General features: G+C 66.6%; 13 protein-coding genes. 7 read left to right on the top strand and 6 right to left on the bottom strand.

Annotated elements, in window-relative coordinates:
- Positions 1-88: 88 nt before the first annotated feature.
- The 4 genes from C8J42_RS00065 to C8J42_RS00050 all read right to left on the bottom strand — a co-directional run bounded on the left by C8J42_RS00065 (position 89) and on the right by C8J42_RS00050 (position 5372).
- Entirely contained in the window at positions 89-2503 is a 2415-nt protein-coding gene (locus C8J42_RS00065) for a TonB-dependent receptor (protein ID WP_133019154.1), read from the bottom strand.
- Positions 2504-2505: 2 nt separating this feature from the next.
- Positions 2506-3438 carry a FecR domain-containing protein gene (locus tag C8J42_RS00060; RefSeq protein WP_165895391.1) on the bottom strand — a complete coding sequence of 311 codons (933 nt, stop codon included), beginning with the start codon at positions 3436-3438 and terminating at the stop codon, positions 2506-2508.
- Between the two features lie 36 nt (positions 3439-3474).
- Positions 3475-3987, bottom strand: coding sequence for an RNA polymerase sigma factor (locus tag C8J42_RS00055; RefSeq protein ID WP_133018469.1), 513 nt, complete (start codon positions 3985-3987; stop codon positions 3475-3477).
- A 107-nt stretch (positions 3988-4094) separates the two neighbouring features.
- Entirely contained in the window at positions 4095-5372 is a 1278-nt protein-coding gene (locus C8J42_RS00050) for a hypothetical protein (RefSeq protein WP_133018468.1), read from the bottom strand.
- Positions 5373-5497: 125 nt separating this feature from the next.
- Between C8J42_RS00050 and C8J42_RS00045 the strand changes: the two genes are divergently transcribed.
- Positions 5498-7531 carry a S9 family peptidase gene (locus C8J42_RS00045; protein WP_133018467.1) on the top strand — a complete coding sequence of 678 codons (2034 nt, stop codon included), beginning with the start codon at positions 5498-5500 and terminating at the stop codon, positions 7529-7531.
- A 271-nt stretch (positions 7532-7802) separates the two neighbouring features.
- Here C8J42_RS00045 and C8J42_RS00040 read toward each other — a convergent pair whose 3' ends face one another.
- Entirely contained in the window at positions 7803-8738 is a 936-nt protein-coding gene (locus C8J42_RS00040) for a DUF808 domain-containing protein (RefSeq protein ID WP_133018466.1), read from the bottom strand.
- 133 nt (positions 8739-8871) lie between these two features.
- On the opposite strand from C8J42_RS00040, the gene C8J42_RS00035 reads away from it, so the two are divergent.
- The 6 genes from C8J42_RS00035 (at position 8872) to C8J42_RS00010 (ending at position 16538) form a co-directional block, all read left to right on the top strand.
- On the top strand, positions 8872-9882 hold the full coding sequence (locus tag C8J42_RS00035) for an adenosine deaminase (protein WP_133018465.1): 1011 nt from the start codon (positions 8872-8874) through the stop codon (positions 9880-9882).
- Complete coding sequence (locus C8J42_RS00030; RefSeq protein ID WP_133018464.1) at positions 9879-10859, top strand: bile acid:sodium symporter family protein; 981 nt, start codon at positions 9879-9881, stop codon at positions 10857-10859. The genes C8J42_RS00035 and C8J42_RS00030 overlap by 4 nt, the downstream gene beginning before the upstream one ends.
- 79 nt (positions 10860-10938) lie before the next feature.
- Positions 10939-13095, top strand: a complete 2157-nt coding sequence (locus C8J42_RS00025) for a histidine kinase dimerization/phosphoacceptor domain -containing protein (protein WP_133018463.1) — start codon at positions 10939-10941, stop codon at positions 13093-13095.
- Between the two features lie 271 nt (positions 13096-13366).
- Positions 13367-14713 carry an amidohydrolase family protein gene (locus tag C8J42_RS00020; protein WP_207897038.1) on the top strand — a complete coding sequence of 449 codons (1347 nt, stop codon included), beginning with the start codon at positions 13367-13369 and terminating at the stop codon, positions 14711-14713.
- 133 nt (positions 14714-14846) lie between these two features.
- Positions 14847-15977, top strand: coding sequence for an alpha/beta hydrolase (locus C8J42_RS00015; RefSeq protein WP_243643959.1), 1131 nt, complete (start codon positions 14847-14849; stop codon positions 15975-15977).
- A 327-nt stretch (positions 15978-16304) separates the two neighbouring features.
- Complete coding sequence (locus tag C8J42_RS00010) at positions 16305-16538, top strand: hypothetical protein (RefSeq protein WP_133018461.1); 234 nt, start codon at positions 16305-16307, stop codon at positions 16536-16538.
- Positions 16539-16611: 73 nt separating this feature from the next.
- Here the strand turns inward: C8J42_RS00010 and C8J42_RS00005 are convergent, their stop codons facing one another.
- The gene (locus C8J42_RS00005) at positions 16612-18180 is read right to left on the bottom strand and encodes a peptide chain release factor 3 (RefSeq protein ID WP_133018460.1); all 1569 of its coding nucleotides are present in this window, start codon (positions 18178-18180) and stop codon (positions 16612-16614) included.
- Positions 18181-18491: the final 311 nt, after the last annotated feature.

The raw sequence follows: 18491 nt of genomic DNA, 5'->3' as shown, positions 1-18491 counted from the left end.
GGGGTGGGTCGGCCCGTTCGAGCCACCACCGCTAGAACACGCGGAAGCCGACCCACCCCCGACCCCTCCCTTCCAGGGAGGGGGGAAGTTAGAAGGCGGCGTCCAGGCCGATGCGGATCGTCCTCGGGCGTTGCGGGGTAAGCTGCCCGCTCCCGACCTGGAACGGCGTCCCCAGCGCGAACCGGTTGCCGACGCTGTCGGTCAGGTTCGTTACCCCGAGCGTCACGCCCAACGACGACCGCCCGATCCGTGCAGTAAGCGCCGTATCGAGATAATCGCCCTGCTCCTCGCCCAACACGGGCCCCACACCCAACCGGGACCGCCCGACATAGCGCGCCCAGCCATACACGCGCAGTTCCAGATCCCGCCCGATATCTCGCCGGTAATCCGCGCCAAGCCGCCCGGCATAGCGCGCGATGTTCGGCACCTGGCTCATCCGCGCCAGCGCCACGAACAACGCCGCACTTGGTTCGGTCACGCGGCTATCGTTATAAGTAAAGCCTGCATCGAGCGTCAGCCCGGCCACCGGCTTCCACCCGCCCATCGCGCTGAACGTCCAGATCCGCCCATCGCCGATATTGGCGGTGCTCGGCAGGCCGGTCGCGTCGATGAAGTCGGCCTGGATATCCTGCCAGATCGTGTGCGACACGCTCGCCGTCAGGTACGCGCGATCGACACCGGCGAGCCCGAAGCGCATGCCGGTCTCCAGCGTCCGTACGCGATCATTCTCGAACCGTCGGACGAAATCGCTCTCGATCGCCAGCCCGCCGGGCCGAAAGCCCTGCTGGTAGCGGCCGTAAAGCGACACCTTCGGCAACACCGCCGCGATCAGCGAGGCGGACGGCAGCACGCTCGTTTCGATCCGGTCCGCGGTCACGCGCGAACGGGCGAGCGCGACCGCCTCCAACCGCGCCGGTGCGATGTCCTCACCGGTCCCCGCGAGCGATGCCCGCGTGACCCGCGCGCCGGCGGTGGCGGTCAACCCGCGCACCAGTTGCACGCTCCCCTCGCCGTACAGCGTCGCCTCGTCGATGCTGTTGGTCACGCCCGTCACTGGTGCAGGCGCATCGATCGGGCCGAGCGAGCGCGACAGTCGCGTGCGATTATGCGTGTAACTGCCGCCGACCACCCAGCCGAACCCGTTTCGCATCGGCCGCCATACCCGCGTCTCGTTCGCGATCATGTCGGTCGCGTTGCGCTGCGCGAACACGCGCGGGCTGCCCGCAGCCGTCGTCAGGGGGCTGCCGAATGCAGGCCAGTTGGTGATCGGTAGCGTTGGATCGACGGCCGGCAGGGTCGCGTCGTAGCGTTCGGTCAGCGTCTGGCTGACGATCCCGGTCGAGGACTTGACATTCAGCCCGCCGATCGTGCCCGAGACGACGACCTGCCCCATCATGTAGTCCGCCGAAAACCCCTGCACGATCGCGCTCGACCGCGTCAGCGGCGGCGCGTCGCGGTCCGCGTACTGGCTGTCGTCGCCCTTGGTCCATTGCCCGATGCCGCCGAGATCGACCGTCCAGCCATTCCCCGCATTGAGCCGCAGCGCCGCCCGGCCCCCACCGATCCGCGTCCGGTTCACGTCGCGGCGGTCGAGCACCGGGTTGTCGATATATCCGCCCTCGCTCACGCCGTAGCCGACGACGCGCAGCGCGACCCGCTCGCCGAGCGGCACGTTCAGCGTCGCGCCCAGATCCGCGCCCGGATCGCCGTGCCACGTCGCGGAGAGACCGCCCGCGATCGACGCCGACACCGCGCCCAGTTCCGGCGCGTTCGGCACGGTGCGGATGATCCCGCCGAGTGAGCCTGCGCCGTACAGCGTGCCCTGTGGTCCTTCGAGCACCTCGACCGAGGCGATATCGTAGAGCCGCAGATCGGGATCGGGCGCGTTGTAGCTTAACCGCAGGTCGCCGAAATACTGGCCGACGGTGGTCTGGGTCGGCCCGGTGAAGCTGGAATCGGCGATGCCGCGAATGAACAGCTTGTTGCGGCCCGCGCCCAGATGCGTCGATGATACGCTCGCCAGCCGCGCGAGGATCGCCTCGGTCCCGCCCGCGCCGCCGAGCGCAAGATCGACTCCGTCGAGCAACGCGACCTGCCCTGCGAAATCGCGCAACCTGACGTCGCGCTTGCTGCCGGTGACGATGATGTCCGCGCCCTGGACCGCCGGCGGTGCGGCGATCGGAACGACTTTCGGGCGCTTCACTGGAATGACGCGCGGTGCGCGAGCGGTCAGCCGCCACCCGAAAGCGCCCGCCGCGACGACGTCCGCATTCGCCGCAGACGCCAGCCGGTCGAGCGCCTCGCGCGCGCTCATCCGCCCGCGTACCGCCGGCACGCGCCGCGCCCACAAAGCCGGATCGCCGACGACGATACTTGTCCCCGACTGCCGCCCGAGCGCCAGCACCGCATCCCCAAGACGCCCCGCCGGCAAGTCGACCGCCCCCTGCCCCGCCTGCGCGGGAGCGGCGACGGCGAGCGCCGCGACGACCAGACATCCGCGCATCCTCACGAGCGGGAGGACATCACCCAGTGACCGCCACGCTTGCGGATCGCGACACCCAGCAACGGCGCGGCAAGCCGGGGATCGCCCGACAGCTTGGCCGTCGCAATGCTGCCGCTGAACGCGCGCTTCGCGACGCCCGGATCGGCGCGCAGGTCGACGCCGAGCGCACGCGACAGGTCGTCGGCGACTTCCGCCAGCGTCGCGCCCTCGTACGCCAGCACGCTGTCGCGCCACGATCCGACGCTCGCCACATCCACCGCGGTCACGGTCGCCTTGCCGTCGCGCACGACCAGCCCCTGCCCCTTCACGAGCCGGATGCCGTCTCGTCCTGGGTTATAGTCGACCGCGCCTTCCGACACCGCGACACGCGTTTCGCCGCGCGCGTGCTTCACGTCGAACGCGGTGCCGACATCGACCAGCCGAGCGCCGCCGACGCTGACCTCGAACGGATCGCTGTCGTCGTGCCGGACGACGAACATCGCCTCGCCGCGCTCCAACGTCGCGATCCGCTGATCGTCGCGATCGAGCATCAGCCGCGTCGCACCGCCCATCGCGATCGTGCTGCCATCGGCAAGCCGAACCGTCCGCATCGTCCCCGCCGCGGTTTCGACCGCATAAGGATGCGCGCGCGTTTCAATCGACTCATACCCAACGAACAGCGCGAGCGACGCGGCGATCGCTCCACCCGCCCAGACCGGCCAGCGCCTCCGCGGAGGCTGCATCACGATCGGCGCGGCCTGCACGGGCGGCACCGTCGCCGCCATCTCCTCGATATCCATCGACATCGCATGATACGCCGCCGCATGGCGCGGGTCCGCCTCCAGCCAGGCGTGGAACGCCGGCCAGTCGTCGAACGCATCGCTGCCGGTCCGGACCACCCAGTCCAGCGCGGTCTCGTTCAGCGTGCGTGCTTCGATGTCGTCATGCTCCGCCATCATGGCCTCCTATAGCCGAAGACGGAGACGTTGCGATCAAGCCTCATCATAACGTCGCTTTGCATCGATCATCGCGCGATAGGCTTTGCGCAAGTCGCCCTCGACGGTGCTGAGGCTCACCCCGAACTCCGCCGCGACCACGCGCTGCTCGACCCCGTCGATCCGGTGGCGCCGGAATATCCGCGCCGCCCGGTCGCCGACCGACTGCAACGCCGACTCCGCCAGCGCCGCCTGCTCGCGTGCGATCACGACGCGTTCGGCGGAGGGCTCCTCGGAGCGGTCGAGCGACGCCCCCCCCGTCACCTCGGTCCATTCGCGATCACGCTTCTCCGCCTGCCGCACCGCGCGGTGGCGATCGAGCATCAGGTTGTTCGCCATCCGGTAGAGGTACGACAGAGGCGACGCGATCGGTCCGGTCGGGGCAGTCTGGATCCGCACCCATAGTTCTTGCAGCAGATCCTCCGCATCGCTCGCGCCAAGCGAGCGGATGAACCGCAGCAGCGTATCGCGATTAGCCAGGAAAACGGCCTCAAGGCCCGAGGAGTCCATGTCATGCCCGTGTCGATAGGCCGCCGATCGGCGCTCAGCGGCACCGTGTTCCCGGCGGGACGTACAGCGCTTGGCCGGGAGACACAATCAGCGCGCCCGGCACCGTGTTACTGGTGCAGCAGCGTCCAGCCCTGCGGCAGGTAGTCGGTCGACATATAGTAGTAGAAGAGGCACGTCCCGTCGCGCCGGTAGGTGCCGCCTTTGACGAGGCCCAGCGCGGTGCTGCCCTCGAACACCGGCGCGCCGCTGTCGCCGGCCTTGCACGTCGGTCCCTCGACCGCAACCCAGGTCGGCAGGCACGCGCCGCCGCACAAATCGCCCGCCGGCGCAAAATCGACCATCGCGATCACCGCACAGCTATAGCCGGTACGCTCCCCGCGATGGCACACGAAGTCGCCCGCGCGCGTGCTCGTGCGGTAGCGCCACGTCGCAACGGGCCGCGCGAGAGTCTTGGCCGTATCCGCGTAGAACAGCGGCGCGTAGCCGACGTCAGGTGCGGTCGCGACGTTGACCTGTACGTCCTGATACCCCCAGCCCCATTGCCCGACGAACGCCAGCGGCCATTCCTCGCGGCTGCCGTCCGAAGGGCGCTTGCCGACATAGGATAGCGCGTCCGGGCAATGCGCCGCGGTGACCACGCCATTGCGCAGCCCGTCGGACACGACGAAGCCGGTCGTGCAGGCATAGCGCTTGCCGTCGACAGTCCCGACGACGCGCCCGCCGCCCTCGATCGCGCCGCCGTCGACCGGGGCGGGTATGAGCGTGGGGACCGGAGCGACCTGATCCTGCGCCATGTCCGCGGGCGGCTTATCAACGGCTTCGATCCGCACCGGAACGCCGGTCATCGTCGCGATCCGGGTGCGCAGCGCGCCGTCGCGGTCGAGATCGGCATCGCCCGATGCGATCATCACGACGAGTTCGCCGGTTCGCTGGTCCACGCCGAGCCCGGGCGGATGTGGGAGGGACTCGCGTATCTTCGCCTGATACGCCGTGATCGCGGCGAGCACCGCCTCGCGCGTCGCAGGTGCGCCGGTGCGGAAGACGATCGGCACGACCATCCCGCCCGCTGTCACCGACTGGTCGGCGACCGGATCGCTGCCGGTCAGCAGCACGACGATGCGGTAATTCGGCTGATGCTCGATCGCGACCCCGGCCCAGCGATCCTTGAAGGTTTCGCGCAGCGCGTCGGTCGTCGGCACGGTGGCGCCCTGCGCACGCATCCGCCGCAGCGCCTCATCGAACGGCACGCCGAACCGGGTCGCATACTCTCCCGCATCCTGCATCAGCGCGTCGACCGGCAGTTGCACCTGCGCCGCCGATACCGGCCCCGCCCCGAGTGCGAGCAGCGCCGCCGCCAGAAACCACCGAACAGATATAGTGAACATGAACGACGAAATCCTGGGCGCGCGGGTCTTCTGAGGCGTCATACCGCCATGATCTGAACCGGTGCTTTCACGCAAGCGATCGAGGTGATTGCGCGCGATCTCGCAAGCGTCCTATCAAGCACGCCATGAAGATCATGCTCTCCGCCAGCCTCGCCGTGCTCGCCTTTGCGAGTGCCCCCGCCGCCGCCCGGCAACTCACCATCGACGACGTGACGATGCTCAGCCGCGTCGGTGCGCCGACCGCGTCGCAGGACGGGCATTGGCTCGTCTGGGCACAGCGCGAGACCGATCTGGCAGCGGACAAGGGGCGCTACGATCTCTGGCGGCTCGACTTGAGCACGCCGGGCGCGACGCCGGTAAAGCTGCTCGCCGATCCGCAGGTCAACGAGAACGACCCGCAGATCGTTGGCAACACCGTGTATTTCACGTCCGACAAGGGCGGCGAAGATGCGGTCTGGTCGGTGCCCGTCACTGGCGGCACGTCGCGGCGCATCACCAGCTTCAAGGGTGGGTTCAGCGGGTTCAAGGTCGCGCCGACGGGCGACAGGCTGCTCGTCTGGGCGGATCGCAAGCCCGGCGCGTCGAGCCTCGAGCCGGCGATGGTGAAGAAGGATCCGAATGCGGGCGCCGGGCGGACGTACGACGAGCTGTTCGTGCGGCATTGGGATACGTGGGCGGACGGCACGCGCTCGCAGCTGTTCGTGCTGCCGCTGACCGCCGCGGGTGCGACCGGAAACGGCGTTCCGCTGGTTGGCGCGCTAGTCGGTGATACACCATCGAAGCCCAATGGCGGCGGTGAGGAAATCTCGTGGAGCGCGGACGGCCGCACCGTCTATTTCGCGCTGCGCGAAGCCGGCCGGATCGAAGCGCTGTCGACCAATCTCGACATCTTCTCGGTGCCCGCGGACGGCTCGGCGGCACCGGTCAACCTGACCGCGGGGAACAAGGCGACCGACAACCTTCCGACCGTGTCGCCCGATGGCCGCAAGCTCGCCTATTTCGCGATGCGCCGGCCGGGGTTCGAGGCGGATCGCCAGGTGCTGACGCTGCGCGATATCGCCAGCGGCAAGACGGTGTCGCTGACCGAGCGCTGGGACCGGTCGGTCGGCTCGATCGCCTGGGCGCCCGATTCGAAGTCGCTCTACGTCACCGCCGACGACACGCAGGAGACGCCGCTGTTCCGCGTCGACGCCATGAGCGGTGCCGTCACGCGGCTGACGCAGGAAGGGCATGTCGCCGCGGTCGCGATCACGCCGCGCGGAGCGGTGGTGGCGCTCGACAGCCTGACCGCGCCGGATGATTTCTACCGCATCGCGGGCACCGGCGCACCGCAGCGGCTGACCCAAGTCAACGCCGCCCGGCTCACCGGGATCGACATGCCGACGGTCACGCGGTTCACCTTCAAGGGCGCGAACGCCGACACCGTCTGGGGCTATGCGGTCAAGCCGTACGGCTCCACCGGGAAGGTCCCGGTCGCGTACATGGTCCATGGCGGCCCGCAGGGATCGAGCAACAACAGTTGGTCGTATCGCTGGAACCCGGCCGTGTTCGCGGGCGCGGGCTACGGCTTGGTCGCGGTCGATTTCCACGGCTCGACCGGCTACGGCCAGGGCTTCACCGATGCGATCAGCAACAATTGGGGCGGCTGGCCGCTCGAGGATCTGAAGAAGGGGCTGGCCGCCGCGACCGACAAGTTCGCATGGCTCGATGCCGACAATGCGTGCGCGCTCGGTGCGTCGTACGGCGGCTACATGATGAACTGGTTCGAGGGTCAGTGGCCCGATCGCTTCAAGTGCATCGTCCAGCATGACGGCGTGTTCGACGCGCGCGCGATGGCATACGAGACCGAGGAACTCTGGTTCGACGAATGGGAGCATGGCGGGAAGGCCTATTACGAGGACCCGCAGGCTTTCGAGAAATGGAACCCGGTCAATTACGTCGCCAAGTGGAAGACGCCGATGCTGGTGATCACCGGCGAGAAGGACTTCCGCATTCCGTACACGCAGGGGCTTGCGACGTTCACTGCGTTGCAGCGGCGCGGGATCCCGTCGCGGTTGCTGGTGAACCCGGGTGAGAACCACTGGGTGCTGAAGCCGAAGAACTCGCGGCAATGGTATGGCGAAGTGTTGGGGTGGATGGGGAAGTGGACGGGGAAGTAGGGGGCGTCGCTTTCCCTCGCAAATGGCCCTCTCCCGGCGAATGAGCACCACCCCGGCGAAGGCCGGGGCCCAATTGGGAGGTCGAAGTAACGAAGGGCTGTCCACCGTTACCGCCGTTCCCCAATTGGGCCCCGGCCTTCGCCGGGGTGGTGTTTGATGGTGGTGGTAGCGTCTTATAACCAAGCGCGACTTGTGTCCCCGCGAAGGCGGGGACTCAGACTGGGCTCCCGGCTTCGCGGGAGAACAAGGAAGGGCGGGGAACGCCTGTTGGTCAGTGCGCCTTCGGCTTCTTCACCGCGTGGAGCCCCAGCGCGATCGCACCACCTAGGATCAACCCGACGATCCCCGAGAAGAACGCGTTCATCACCCAATTCACCGCGCCCTTGGCGAACGGCACCGCATGCGAAGCCGCCTCCGCCGTATCGTGGATCCAGTGCGGCACCGTCGTGAACCCGAACTCCTCGATCCCGTGAACGATGATCTGCCCGCCGACCCACACCATCGCCGCGGTGCCGATCACCGACAGTGCCGACATCACGATCGGCATGCCCTTCACCAGCCCACGGCCGATCGCCTGCACCACCGCGCTGCTGCGCTGCGCCAGATGCAGCCCGATATCGTCCATCTTCACGATCAGCGCGACCACGCCGTAGACGCCGATGGTGATGACGATGCCGACCAGCGCCAATACGATCGCCTGCTCCCAGATCGGCTTGGTCGCGACATCCGACAGCGCGATCACCATGATCTCGGCGGACAGGATGAAGTCGGTACGGATCGCGCCCGAGACCTTCTGTGCCTCGAGCGTCGCTGCATCGACCGGCGCCTCGACGACCTCATCGGCATGACCACCGCCGAACGCCTCGAGGATCTTCTCTGCGCCCTCGAAACACAGATACGTGCCGCCGACCATCAGCAACGGCGTCAGCAACCACGGTGCGAACGCGCTGAGTGCCAGCGCGGCGGGCAGGATGAAGACCAGCTTGTTCCGGAACGACCCGAGCGCGATCTTGCCGATCATCGGCAGTTCGCGCTTGGGTTCGAACCCGACCATGTAGCGCGGCGTCACTGCGGCATCGTCGACCACCACGCCGATCGCCTTGCTGCCCGCCCTGCCGGTGGTCGCGGCGATATCGTCGAGGCTGGCGGCGGCGAGCTTGGTGATCCCGGCAATGTCGTCGAGCAGTGCGACCAATCCTGTCGGCATCGATGGTGTCCTTCGCGTAAGTATCGCCGCTCGGTAACGTGACAGGATTGTCATGCAACGGCTTTCGCACTTGCGGTAGTGCGCGGCGGGCGGAATGGTTGCAGCCGACGCGACCCAAGCGACAGGACGGATCATGACAGACGACTTCATCACGAACCTGCCCAAGGCCGAGCTCCACCTCCACATCGAGGGCAGTCTCGAGCCCGAGCTCATGTTCGCGCTGGCCGAACGCAACAAGGTCGCGATCCCGTTCAAGAGCGTCGAGGACGTCCGCGCGGCCTACAGCTTCACCAATCTCCAGACCTTCCTCGACATCTATTACGCGGGCGCAGCAGTGCTCCAGACCGAGGAGGATTTCCGCGATCTGGCGGTCGCCTATTTCGACCGCGTCGCGCAGGACGGCGTGGTCCATGCCGAGATCTTCTTCGATCCGCAGACGCACACGCACCGCGGGATTCCGTTCGACGTCGTCGCGCGCGGTCTGTTCGCGGGGATCGACGAGGCGCAGGCCAAGCACGGCATGTCGGTCGGACTCATCATGAGCTTCCTGCGCCATCTCGACGAGGAGGATGCGTTCAAGACGTTCGCGCAGGCGGAGCCGTGGCTCGACCAGTTCATCGGCGTCGGGCTCGATTCGTCCGAAGTCGGCCATCCGCCCTCGAAGTTCGCGCGCGTGTTCGCGGCGTCGGCGGATGCCGGGCTGATGTTGTGCGCCCACGCCGGCGAGGAGGGCCCGCCCGCCTACATCCACGAGGCGCTCGACATCCTCCAGGTCGACCGGATCGACCACGGCAACCGCGCGCTGGAGGATCCGGCCCTGGTCGCGCGGCTGGCCCGTGACGCGATGACGCTGACCGTGTGCCCGCTGTCGAACGTGGCCTTGCGCAACGTCGACAAGCTGGAGAACCATCCGATCGACCGGATGCTCGATCTCGGCCTGCGCGCGACGATCCATTCGGACGATCCGGCGTATTTCGGCGGCTATATCGGCGAGAATTTCCGCCAGACCGCGCGGGCTAAGAACTTGTCGCGCGAGCAGGTCGTGACGCTCGCGCGCAACAGCTTCCTCGGCAGTTTCCTGGATGATGAGGCGCTCAGCGGCCACCTCGCGACGCTCGACGCCTATGTGAAGGCGCACGCATGATCGGACGTTTCCTGTCGGTCTTCGAGCCGTTCATCCTGATGCTGCTCGGCACCGTCGTGTTGGCGAGCCTGCTGCCGGCGCGCGGCGAGATGGCGACGATCGTCGGTTATGCCGCCGATATCGGCATCGTCCTGCTGTTCTTCCTCCACGGCGCGAAGCTGTCGCGCGATGCGATCTGGGCGGGTCTGCGCAACTGGAAGCTGCATCTCGCGGTGCTGGCCATCACCTTCGTCGCATTCCCGCTGTTCGGGCTGGGGCTGACCGCGTTGCCGTTCGTCACCGGGCCGCTCGCCGCCGGGTTGCTGTTCCTGACGCTGCTCCCCTCGACCGTGCAGTCGTCGATCGCCTTCACCGCGATCGCGCGCGGCAATGTCGCGGCGGCGGTGTGCAGCGCGTCGTTCTCGAACCTGCTCGGTATTCTCGTCACGCCGGCGCTGGTCGCGCTGCTGATGAACACATCGGGCAGCGGCGGGATCTCGATCGAGAGTATCGAGGCGATCGTGCTGCAACTGCTGGTGCCGTTCGTCGCCGGGCATCTGCTGCGGCCTTGGATCGGTGCGTGGGTGACGCGCAACAAGGGCCTGCTGACGGTGGTCGATCGCGGTTCGATCCTGCTGGTTGTCTACAGCGCGTTCGGTGCCGCGGTGGTCGAGGGGCTTTGGACCAAATTATCGCTCGGCGACCTGATCCTGATCGGGCTGTTGTGCGCCGCGCTGCTCGCCTTCGTGCTTGGGCTGACGTTTGCCGTTGCGCGGCTGATGAAGCTACCGCGCGAGGATGCGATCGTGCTGCAATTCTGCGGTTCGAAGAAGAGCCTCGCGTCGGGCGTGCCGATGGCAGGCGTGTTGTTCCCGCCGGCGCAGGTCGGCGTGATCCTGCTGCCCGTCATGCTGTTCCATCAGCTGCAGCTGATCGCCTGCGCGGTGATCGCGCGCCGCTATGCCGAGTCCGCACCGCGCGATATTGCTTCAGATTAATATCGTAACCCGCTGCGGGTATTTGCTTTGTTCCGCCGGGGGCTGCATGATCGGGGCTCTATAGGAGAGTTTCGGGTAGATGAACGCGTCGAGCGATATTGCCGGTTCCACCGACGGCGTGGGGCTGGACCTCAATGCGTGCGACCGCGAGCCGATCCACATCCCCGGTGCGATCCAGCCACATGGCCTGCTGCTCGTCGCCGATGCGACCAGCCTGACGGTCGTGGCGGGCGCGGGCGATCTCGAGTCTCGCCTGACCCCCGACTGGCTCGGCAGCGACCTGTCGGCGCTGTTGGCGCAGGACATCGATGCGACACTCACGGCCGATGACACGGTCGCCGGCGTGGCACTTGCCGGACTGCCGGTAGCGGGCCTGACCGAACGGTTCGACGTCACCCTTCACCGCACCGCCGAGCACGTGCTGGTCGAACTCGAACCCGTCGAAGCGGAACCGGTCACTGCGGCCGGCATGCTCGGCCGGCTCAACGCGATGGCGATGACGTTCGAGCGCGCGAGCAACCTCCAGGCGTTGTGCGAGCGCGCCGCGACCGCGTTCCGCCAGTTGACGGGTTTCGACCGCGTCATGGTCTATCGCTTCCTCGACGACGAGGCGGGCCGCGTGATGGCCGAGGACAAGGCGACGGGGCTCGGCACCTTCCTCAATCACCATTTCCCCGCGTCGGACATCCCGAAACAGGCGCGCGCGCTGTACGTGCGCAACCGGACGCGGACGATCCCGATGATCGATTACGTGCCTGCGGTGCTGCGCCCGGCCGGGTTCGAGACGCTCGACCTGAGCGACGTCGCGCTGCGCAGCGTGTCGCCGATCCATCTGCGCTATCTCGCCAACATGGGCGTGGCGGCGTCGGCGTCGATCTCGATCGTCAAGGACGGGCTGCTCTGGGGCCTGATCGCCTGCCATCACGGTACGCCGAAGGGCCTCACCCCCGACATCCGCGCGGCGTCGGCGACGCTGGCCAGTGGGCTCGCGCGCCAGATTCGCGCGAAGGAAGAGGCGGAGACGTACCGCGAACGGCTGCGGCTGCGTGCGGCGGAGGATGCGGTCATCCCCAAGCTCGCGACCGAACCGGCGCCGCGCAGCATCGTCGCCGCTTTGCGCGACGATCTCCGACGGATGCTAGACGGCGACGGCTTCGCCTATGTCGAGGGCACGATCGTCGATACCGACGGGCCTTGTCCCGGCAAGGACGACATTCTCGATCTCGCCGCATGGGCTCGCACGAGGGGCGTGATCGAGCCGTTCACGACGCATGAACTGTCGTCGCTGTTGCCCCGCGCCGAGGCTTACCGTGCGCAGGCGAGCGGCCTGCTTGCGCTGCCGCTGGTCGACGAGGGAGCGGTGCTGTTGTGGTTTCGCGCCGAGCAGATCGAAGAGGTCGAATGGGCCGGCAATCCGCACAAGGCGGTGTCGGTCGATCCCAATGCGGTGCTGACCCCGCGTGCGTCGTTCGAATCCTGGACTCAGGCGGTCAGCGGTCGATCGCGGCGCTGGACGCGCGAGGAGATCGAGGCGGCGCACCGCCTGCGTCGCGCGTTCCACGATGCGCATATCAACCAGCGCCTGCGCCTGCTCAACGCCGACCTGCAGCGGACGCTCGCCGACAAGGATGCGTTGATCGCGCAGAAGGACGTCCTGATGAAGGAGGTCAATCACCGCGTGCAGAACAGCCTGCAACTGGTCGCGGCGTTCCTGTCGTTGCAGGCGAAATCATCCGACGACGCGAAGGTGAAGGAGCATCTCGCCGAGGCGCAGGCAAGGCTCGCCGCGGTCGCGCTGGTGCATCGCCGCCTGTACCGCGACGATCAGGTCGAGTCGGTCGACCTGTCGCGCTATATCGAGGAACTCGCGGGCGACATGCAGACGTCGCTCGGCGAGGACTGGGCGGCGCAGATGACGCTCGATCTCGCGCCCGTGCTTGTCGCCACCGATCGCGCGGTGAACATCGGGCTGGTGCTGACCGAACTCGTCATCAACGCAAGCAAATACGCCTATCGCGGCGATGCCGGCCCGATCCACATCGTCCTCGAACAACATCGCAACCGACTGCGCCTGATCGTCGCGGACCAGGGCGTCGGCAAGTCGGGCACGCGGATCGGCTTCGGCAGCCGGATGATGAACGCCATCGTCGCCGGGCTGTCGGGCACGATCGAGCAGGACGACAACATGCCCGGCCTGCGCGTGATCCTGACAGCGCCGGTCGACGACGTCCGCTGACATCCAGGGGACACAGTCCCGGCTCGCGCGGCAGCGACTAGAGCAACCGCAATGACCGGGCGGCCACCAACAAACCGAGAGAACTGCTATTAACAAAAAACGGCCCAAGATGTGCCACTTGTCGATCAAATTCGCTGATGCAGCCGGTCCGGATCGCGCTGAGGGTCGCGCGCGTTCGGCGTTGACGGACACGGATCGGAACGGGCGTCATCCGCTGACGTTTCAGGGATATAGCGTCCCGTCGGCGCATCCTCCCGAGAAGGACATCATCGTGCGCCGAACCAAAATCTCCGCTCGCCTCTGCACGATCGCCCTCGCGGCATCGGCCCTCACCGCCGGATCCGCTACCGCGCAGACGATCGCGCTGACCGGTGTCCGGTTGATCGACGGGCGCGGCGGCGCATCGGTGGACGATGCGACGATCGTGATCGCGAACGGACGGATCGTTGCGGCGGGCAAGGTCGCGGTGCCGGCGGGCGCGGAACGACGCGACTATCGGGGACGGACCGTTATGCCCGGCCTAGTCTCGGACCACAGCCATGTCGGCCAGGTGAGCGGCACCGAGACGGGCGCGAAGAACTACACGCGCGCCAACATCGTCGCACAGCTCGCCCAGTATCGCCGCTACGGCGTGACGACGGTGACGGCACTCGGTAATAACGGTCCGGCGTTCGTCGGGATACGCGCCGACGCGCATGCCGGGCGGATCGAAGGCGCGGACCTGTTCGGCGTGATGCAGGGGATCGGCGTTCCCAACGGCGCACCACCGCAGGCGATGCTCAAGGTCGGGCCGGACCAGCTGTTCCGACCCTCGACGCCCGAGGAAGCGCGCAAGGCGGTCGCGATGATGGCCGCCGAAAAGACCGATCTCGTGAAGCTGTGGCTCGACGATTTCGGCGGCAGCGTACCAGTCAAGATGAGCCCCGCCGTCTACCGCGCAGTGATCGCCGAGGCGCACGCGCGCGGGCTGCGCGTGGCAGCGCATATCCACGATCTCTCGGATGCGGAGGCGATCGTCGCGGCAGGCGCGGACATCATCGCGCACGGTATCCGTGACACGCCGGTGCCCCCTGCGTTCGTCGCGACGCTGAAGGCGAAGGGCATCTGGTACACCCCGACGCTGCAACTCGACGAAGCGACGTTCGCCTGGGCCGATCGCGCGCCGTGGACGCAGACGCCGTTCGCCCGCGCCGCGCTGTCGCCTGCCCTCGCGCAACAGGTCGACGATCCGGCGTGGCGTGCCAAGATACTGGCCGATCCGAAGACGGCCGATGCGCGGAAATCGCTGGCGATGAACCTGCGTAACCTGAAGACGCTGTACGACGCCGGCGTGAAGATCGGGTTCGGCACGGACAGTGGAGCAAGTGCAGTGCGCGTGCCCGGCATCGCCGAACATCGTGAGCTGGCACTGCTGGTCGAGGCGGGGCTGACGCCCGAGCAAGCCTTGCGGGTTGCGACGGCTGCGGGTGCGGACCTGCTCGGATTGCGCGATCGCGGCGTGATCGTGGCCGGAACGCGCGCCGATTTGCTGGTCGTCGATGGCGATCCCTCCCGCTCGATCGCCGACGTCGACAAGGTCGTGGAAACCTGGGTCACAGGACGCGCTGCGCCATTCTGATACTTCGGAGAGCCACTTCGGCGGCCAGAAACACGTGTGAAAAGCGTTGGTTACGCGGGCTTGCGGGAACGGAAACCCGATCACGTGGTTCTAAGCGGCGAGTGGGGGCACTCGAAACAGGATACCATACCGCATGACCAACCGTTCATCGCGCACGCTGATGGCGCTCGCCACCGCGACCTTGATCACGACATCGGGTATCGCCCTGACGAGCGGCGCCATCGCGCAGTCCGCACGGTCGGTCGATGCGCCGCCACCGCCGCCGCCCGCACCAACTGCGACCCAGCCGGCAAAGGCAGCACCCGACATGCAGGCTGTACTCGACCAGCTCGCCGCGCTCGGTGGCAAGCCGATCGAGACGCTCACGCCAGCCGTCGCGCGGATGCAGCCGTCGGCAGCCGATGGCGCCAAGCAGGTCATGATCAAGCACGGCCTGTCGGCGACGCCCGACGCAACCGTGACGACGCGCGACGTGCCCTATGGCAGCGACGCGAACCAGTTCGCCCGGATCTACAAGCCGGCATCGCTCGCCAACGCCAAGAACCTGCCGGTCGTCGTCTATTATCACGGCGGCGGCTGGGTGATCGCGACGGTCGACACCTACGACGCGGCACCACGTTTGCTCGCCAAACAGTTGGGTGCGATCGTCGTGTCGGTCGAGTATCGCCATGCACCGGAATTCAAGTTCCCGGCACAGCATGACGACGCAGCCGCCGCCTATCGCTGGACGCTGCAGAATGCGGCAAGCTGGGGTGGCGATCCGCGCAAGATCGCGGTCGCAGGCGAGAGTGCGGGCGGGAATCTGGCGGTCGCGACGGCCATCTACGCACGTGACAATCGCCTGACCACGCCGCTGCACATCGTGTCGGTCTACCCGATCGCGAACAGCAGCATGACGCTGCCGTCGCGGATGGATTCGGCGAATGCAAAGCCGCTGAACGCCGCGATGTTGAAGTGGTTCGGCTATTATTACCAGACCACGCCTGCAGACGCGCAGGACCCGCGGTTGAACCTGGTGAAGGCGAACCTGCGCGGCCTGCCGCCGACGACGATCATCAACGCGCAGATCGATCCGCTGCGCTCCGACGGCGAGACGCTGGCAGCGGCGATGCGTGCGGCTGGCGACAAGGTCGAGCAGCGCACCTTCCCGGGCGTGACGCATGAATTCTTCGGGATGGGCATGGTCGTGCGCGGTGCACAGGATGCGAACACGCTGGCGATCGCGCGGCTGAAGGCAGCATTCGCTGCCAAGCCTAAGCGTTGATCGAGATGGGCCGGGGTGGTGCGAACCACCTCGGTTCCCTTGTTGCTGTTGCGCTCCGGCTGGCTGGCTGACTGAGGGCACCCACAAGCAACTCGCATGACTGTTGATAACTACCCATTATCAATATCTTCCGACTCGCTACATTCGTTGATGTGGGATAGTTTTCCTTTCACAACACCTTTAGTTGATATTTGTCGCCTCTCGTTACTCCGCTAGTATTAGGCGAACTTACTCAGTGGGTTGCGTCGTAATTTCGACGTGATACATAATTTAATTACAAATCGGCTCGATATTTGATACTCCGTCTATTGGAAGCGGGGCCGATAGATGAACGTTCAATTGATAGTGGCGAGTGCCTTACTCGTTGCTGCCATTACAGGCGTGGTGCGGTGGCAGCAAAAGCTTGCGCGTACCAAGCGTTATGGTGCACGGCGTCATCGGCATCGCAAGCCGATCAAACGCGACAACTGGGCAACGAAATTGCTGCGGGAAAATCCCGCGAGGCGTCTGATGGAGCGGCGCCATTATCGGTCGCCGGGCAAAACAGACCAGACTCTGTGATCTTGCAACCGCGGCCGACAAGGATCGAAGACTTCTAGCAGTCTTTGAAGACCTTGCCGGCCGATCCGGTATCCTACCGCTCGCGCGTGGCGGCGAAGCGGATCTTCGCATAGCGTTCGGCGATGTAGTTCACTTCCCAGGCGCTCTTGGCGAGGAAGACAGGGTTGCCGTCGCGGTCCTTGGCCATCGCGCCGCGGTTGATCTCGGCGAAGGTCTTGAGTTCGAGCGGGTCTTCCGCCGAGATCCAGCGCGCGGTCTCGTACGGTGCAGGCTCCAGCCCGGCCGCGACCTTGTACTCCACATCCAGCCGCGACAGCAGCACTTCGAGCTGGAGCTGCCCAACCACGCCAATGATCCAGTTCGAGCCGATGTCGGGGTAGAACACCTGCGTGACTCCCTCCTCGGCCATGTCGTCCAAGGCTTTGCGCAACTGCTTGGTCTTGGTGAAGTCCTTGAGCACGACGCGGCGCAGGATTTCGGGCGCGAAGTTCGGCAGGCCGGTGAAGCGGATCGCGGCCTTTTCGCTGAGCGTGTCGCCGACTCGGAGCGTGCCGTGATTGGGGATGCCGATGATGTCGCCGGGGAATGCCTCGTCCGCCAGCTCGCGGTTCTGCGCGAAGAACAGGATGGGGGAATGCACTGCGATCGGCTTGCCGTGGCCGGTGGGCGTAAGCTTCATGCCGCGTTTGAACACGCCCGAGCATAGCCGCATGAACGCGATCCGGTCGCGGTGGTTGGGGTCCATGTTCGCCTGCACCTTGAACACGAAGCCGGTGACTTCGGGCTCATCCGGGGAGACAGGCGCAGGCTCGGCGGGCTGCGCGCGCGGTGGCGGGGCATAGTCGGCGAGCGCGGCGATCAGTTCGGCGACACCGAAGTCCTTCAGCGCGGACCCGAAATAGACCGGCGTCAAATTGCCCGCGCGATAGGCCTCGGGGTCGAAGCTCGAATAGCCGCCTTGTGCGAGTTCGGCTTCGTCGTTCAGGCGGATCATCGCTTCGGGGCTGAGGATCTTGGCGAGTTCGGGATCGTCGATGCCGGTGAACGGGATCGCCTTGCCCATGAACTCCCGGCTGTCGCCTTCGGGACGGCTCAGCGTGTTGGCGTAGAGATCGTAGACGCCCTCGAACTCGCCGCCCATGCCGACCGGCCAGCTCATCGGGCAGACGTCGAGCTGGAGCATCTCGGCCACCTCGTCGAGCAGCGAGAACGGATCGCGGCCCTCGCGGTCGACCTTGTTGACGAAGGTGATGATCGGCACGTTGCGCAGGCGGCAGACTTCGAACAGTTTCCGCGTCTGCGGCTCGATGCCCTTGGCGGCGTCGATCACCATGACGGCCGAGTCGACTGCCGTGAGCGTGCGGTAGGTATCTTCGGAGAAGTCCTCGTGGCCCGGCGTGTCGAGCAGGTTGAAGGTGATCCCCTGGCGCTCGAACGTCATCACCGAGGACGTGACCGAAATCCCGCGCTGCTGCTCGATCTTCATCCAGTCGGAGCGGGCGCGGCGCGTCTGGCCCCGCGCCTTCACCTCGCCGGCGAGATGGATCGCACCGCCGAAATAGAGGAGTTTCTCGGTCAGCGTGGTCTTGCCGGCGTCGGGATGCGAGATGATCGCGAAGGTGCGGCGGGGAAATTGGGTCATGGCGTGGGTCCGGTGAGCCGAGTCGTCGGACTTGGCTGGGAAAAGAAGGTTAGGCCGGGTTAGGCCTAGCTGCAGTCCGCGCGCGGTACGGCGGGATGCAGTTGGAGAACGCGGCGGGCTTGGCGCCGCTCTTGGCAGATTTGGGGCGTAGAGGACAGAGGGGCGTGCGCGCGAGGCTGGTGTTGCCGTGCGGCGCGAGCGCCTCTTGGTGTCCCAAAGATGGTGTATCGCGGCGGCTGCATTTCGACAGCAGATGAGATTTGCAGCCCCTTCACGTACGATGCCTGGATCGGGGTCGACCTGACCTCGTG

It is taken from the genome of Sphingomonas sp. PP-CE-1A-559 (assembly GCF_004340965.1).
In the GTDB taxonomy this organism is placed as follows: Bacteria; Pseudomonadota; Alphaproteobacteria; order Sphingomonadales; family Sphingomonadaceae; genus Sphingomonas.
The sequence above is the reverse complement of the archived record's forward strand: the minus strand, read 5'-3'. Positions and strand labels throughout refer to the sequence as shown.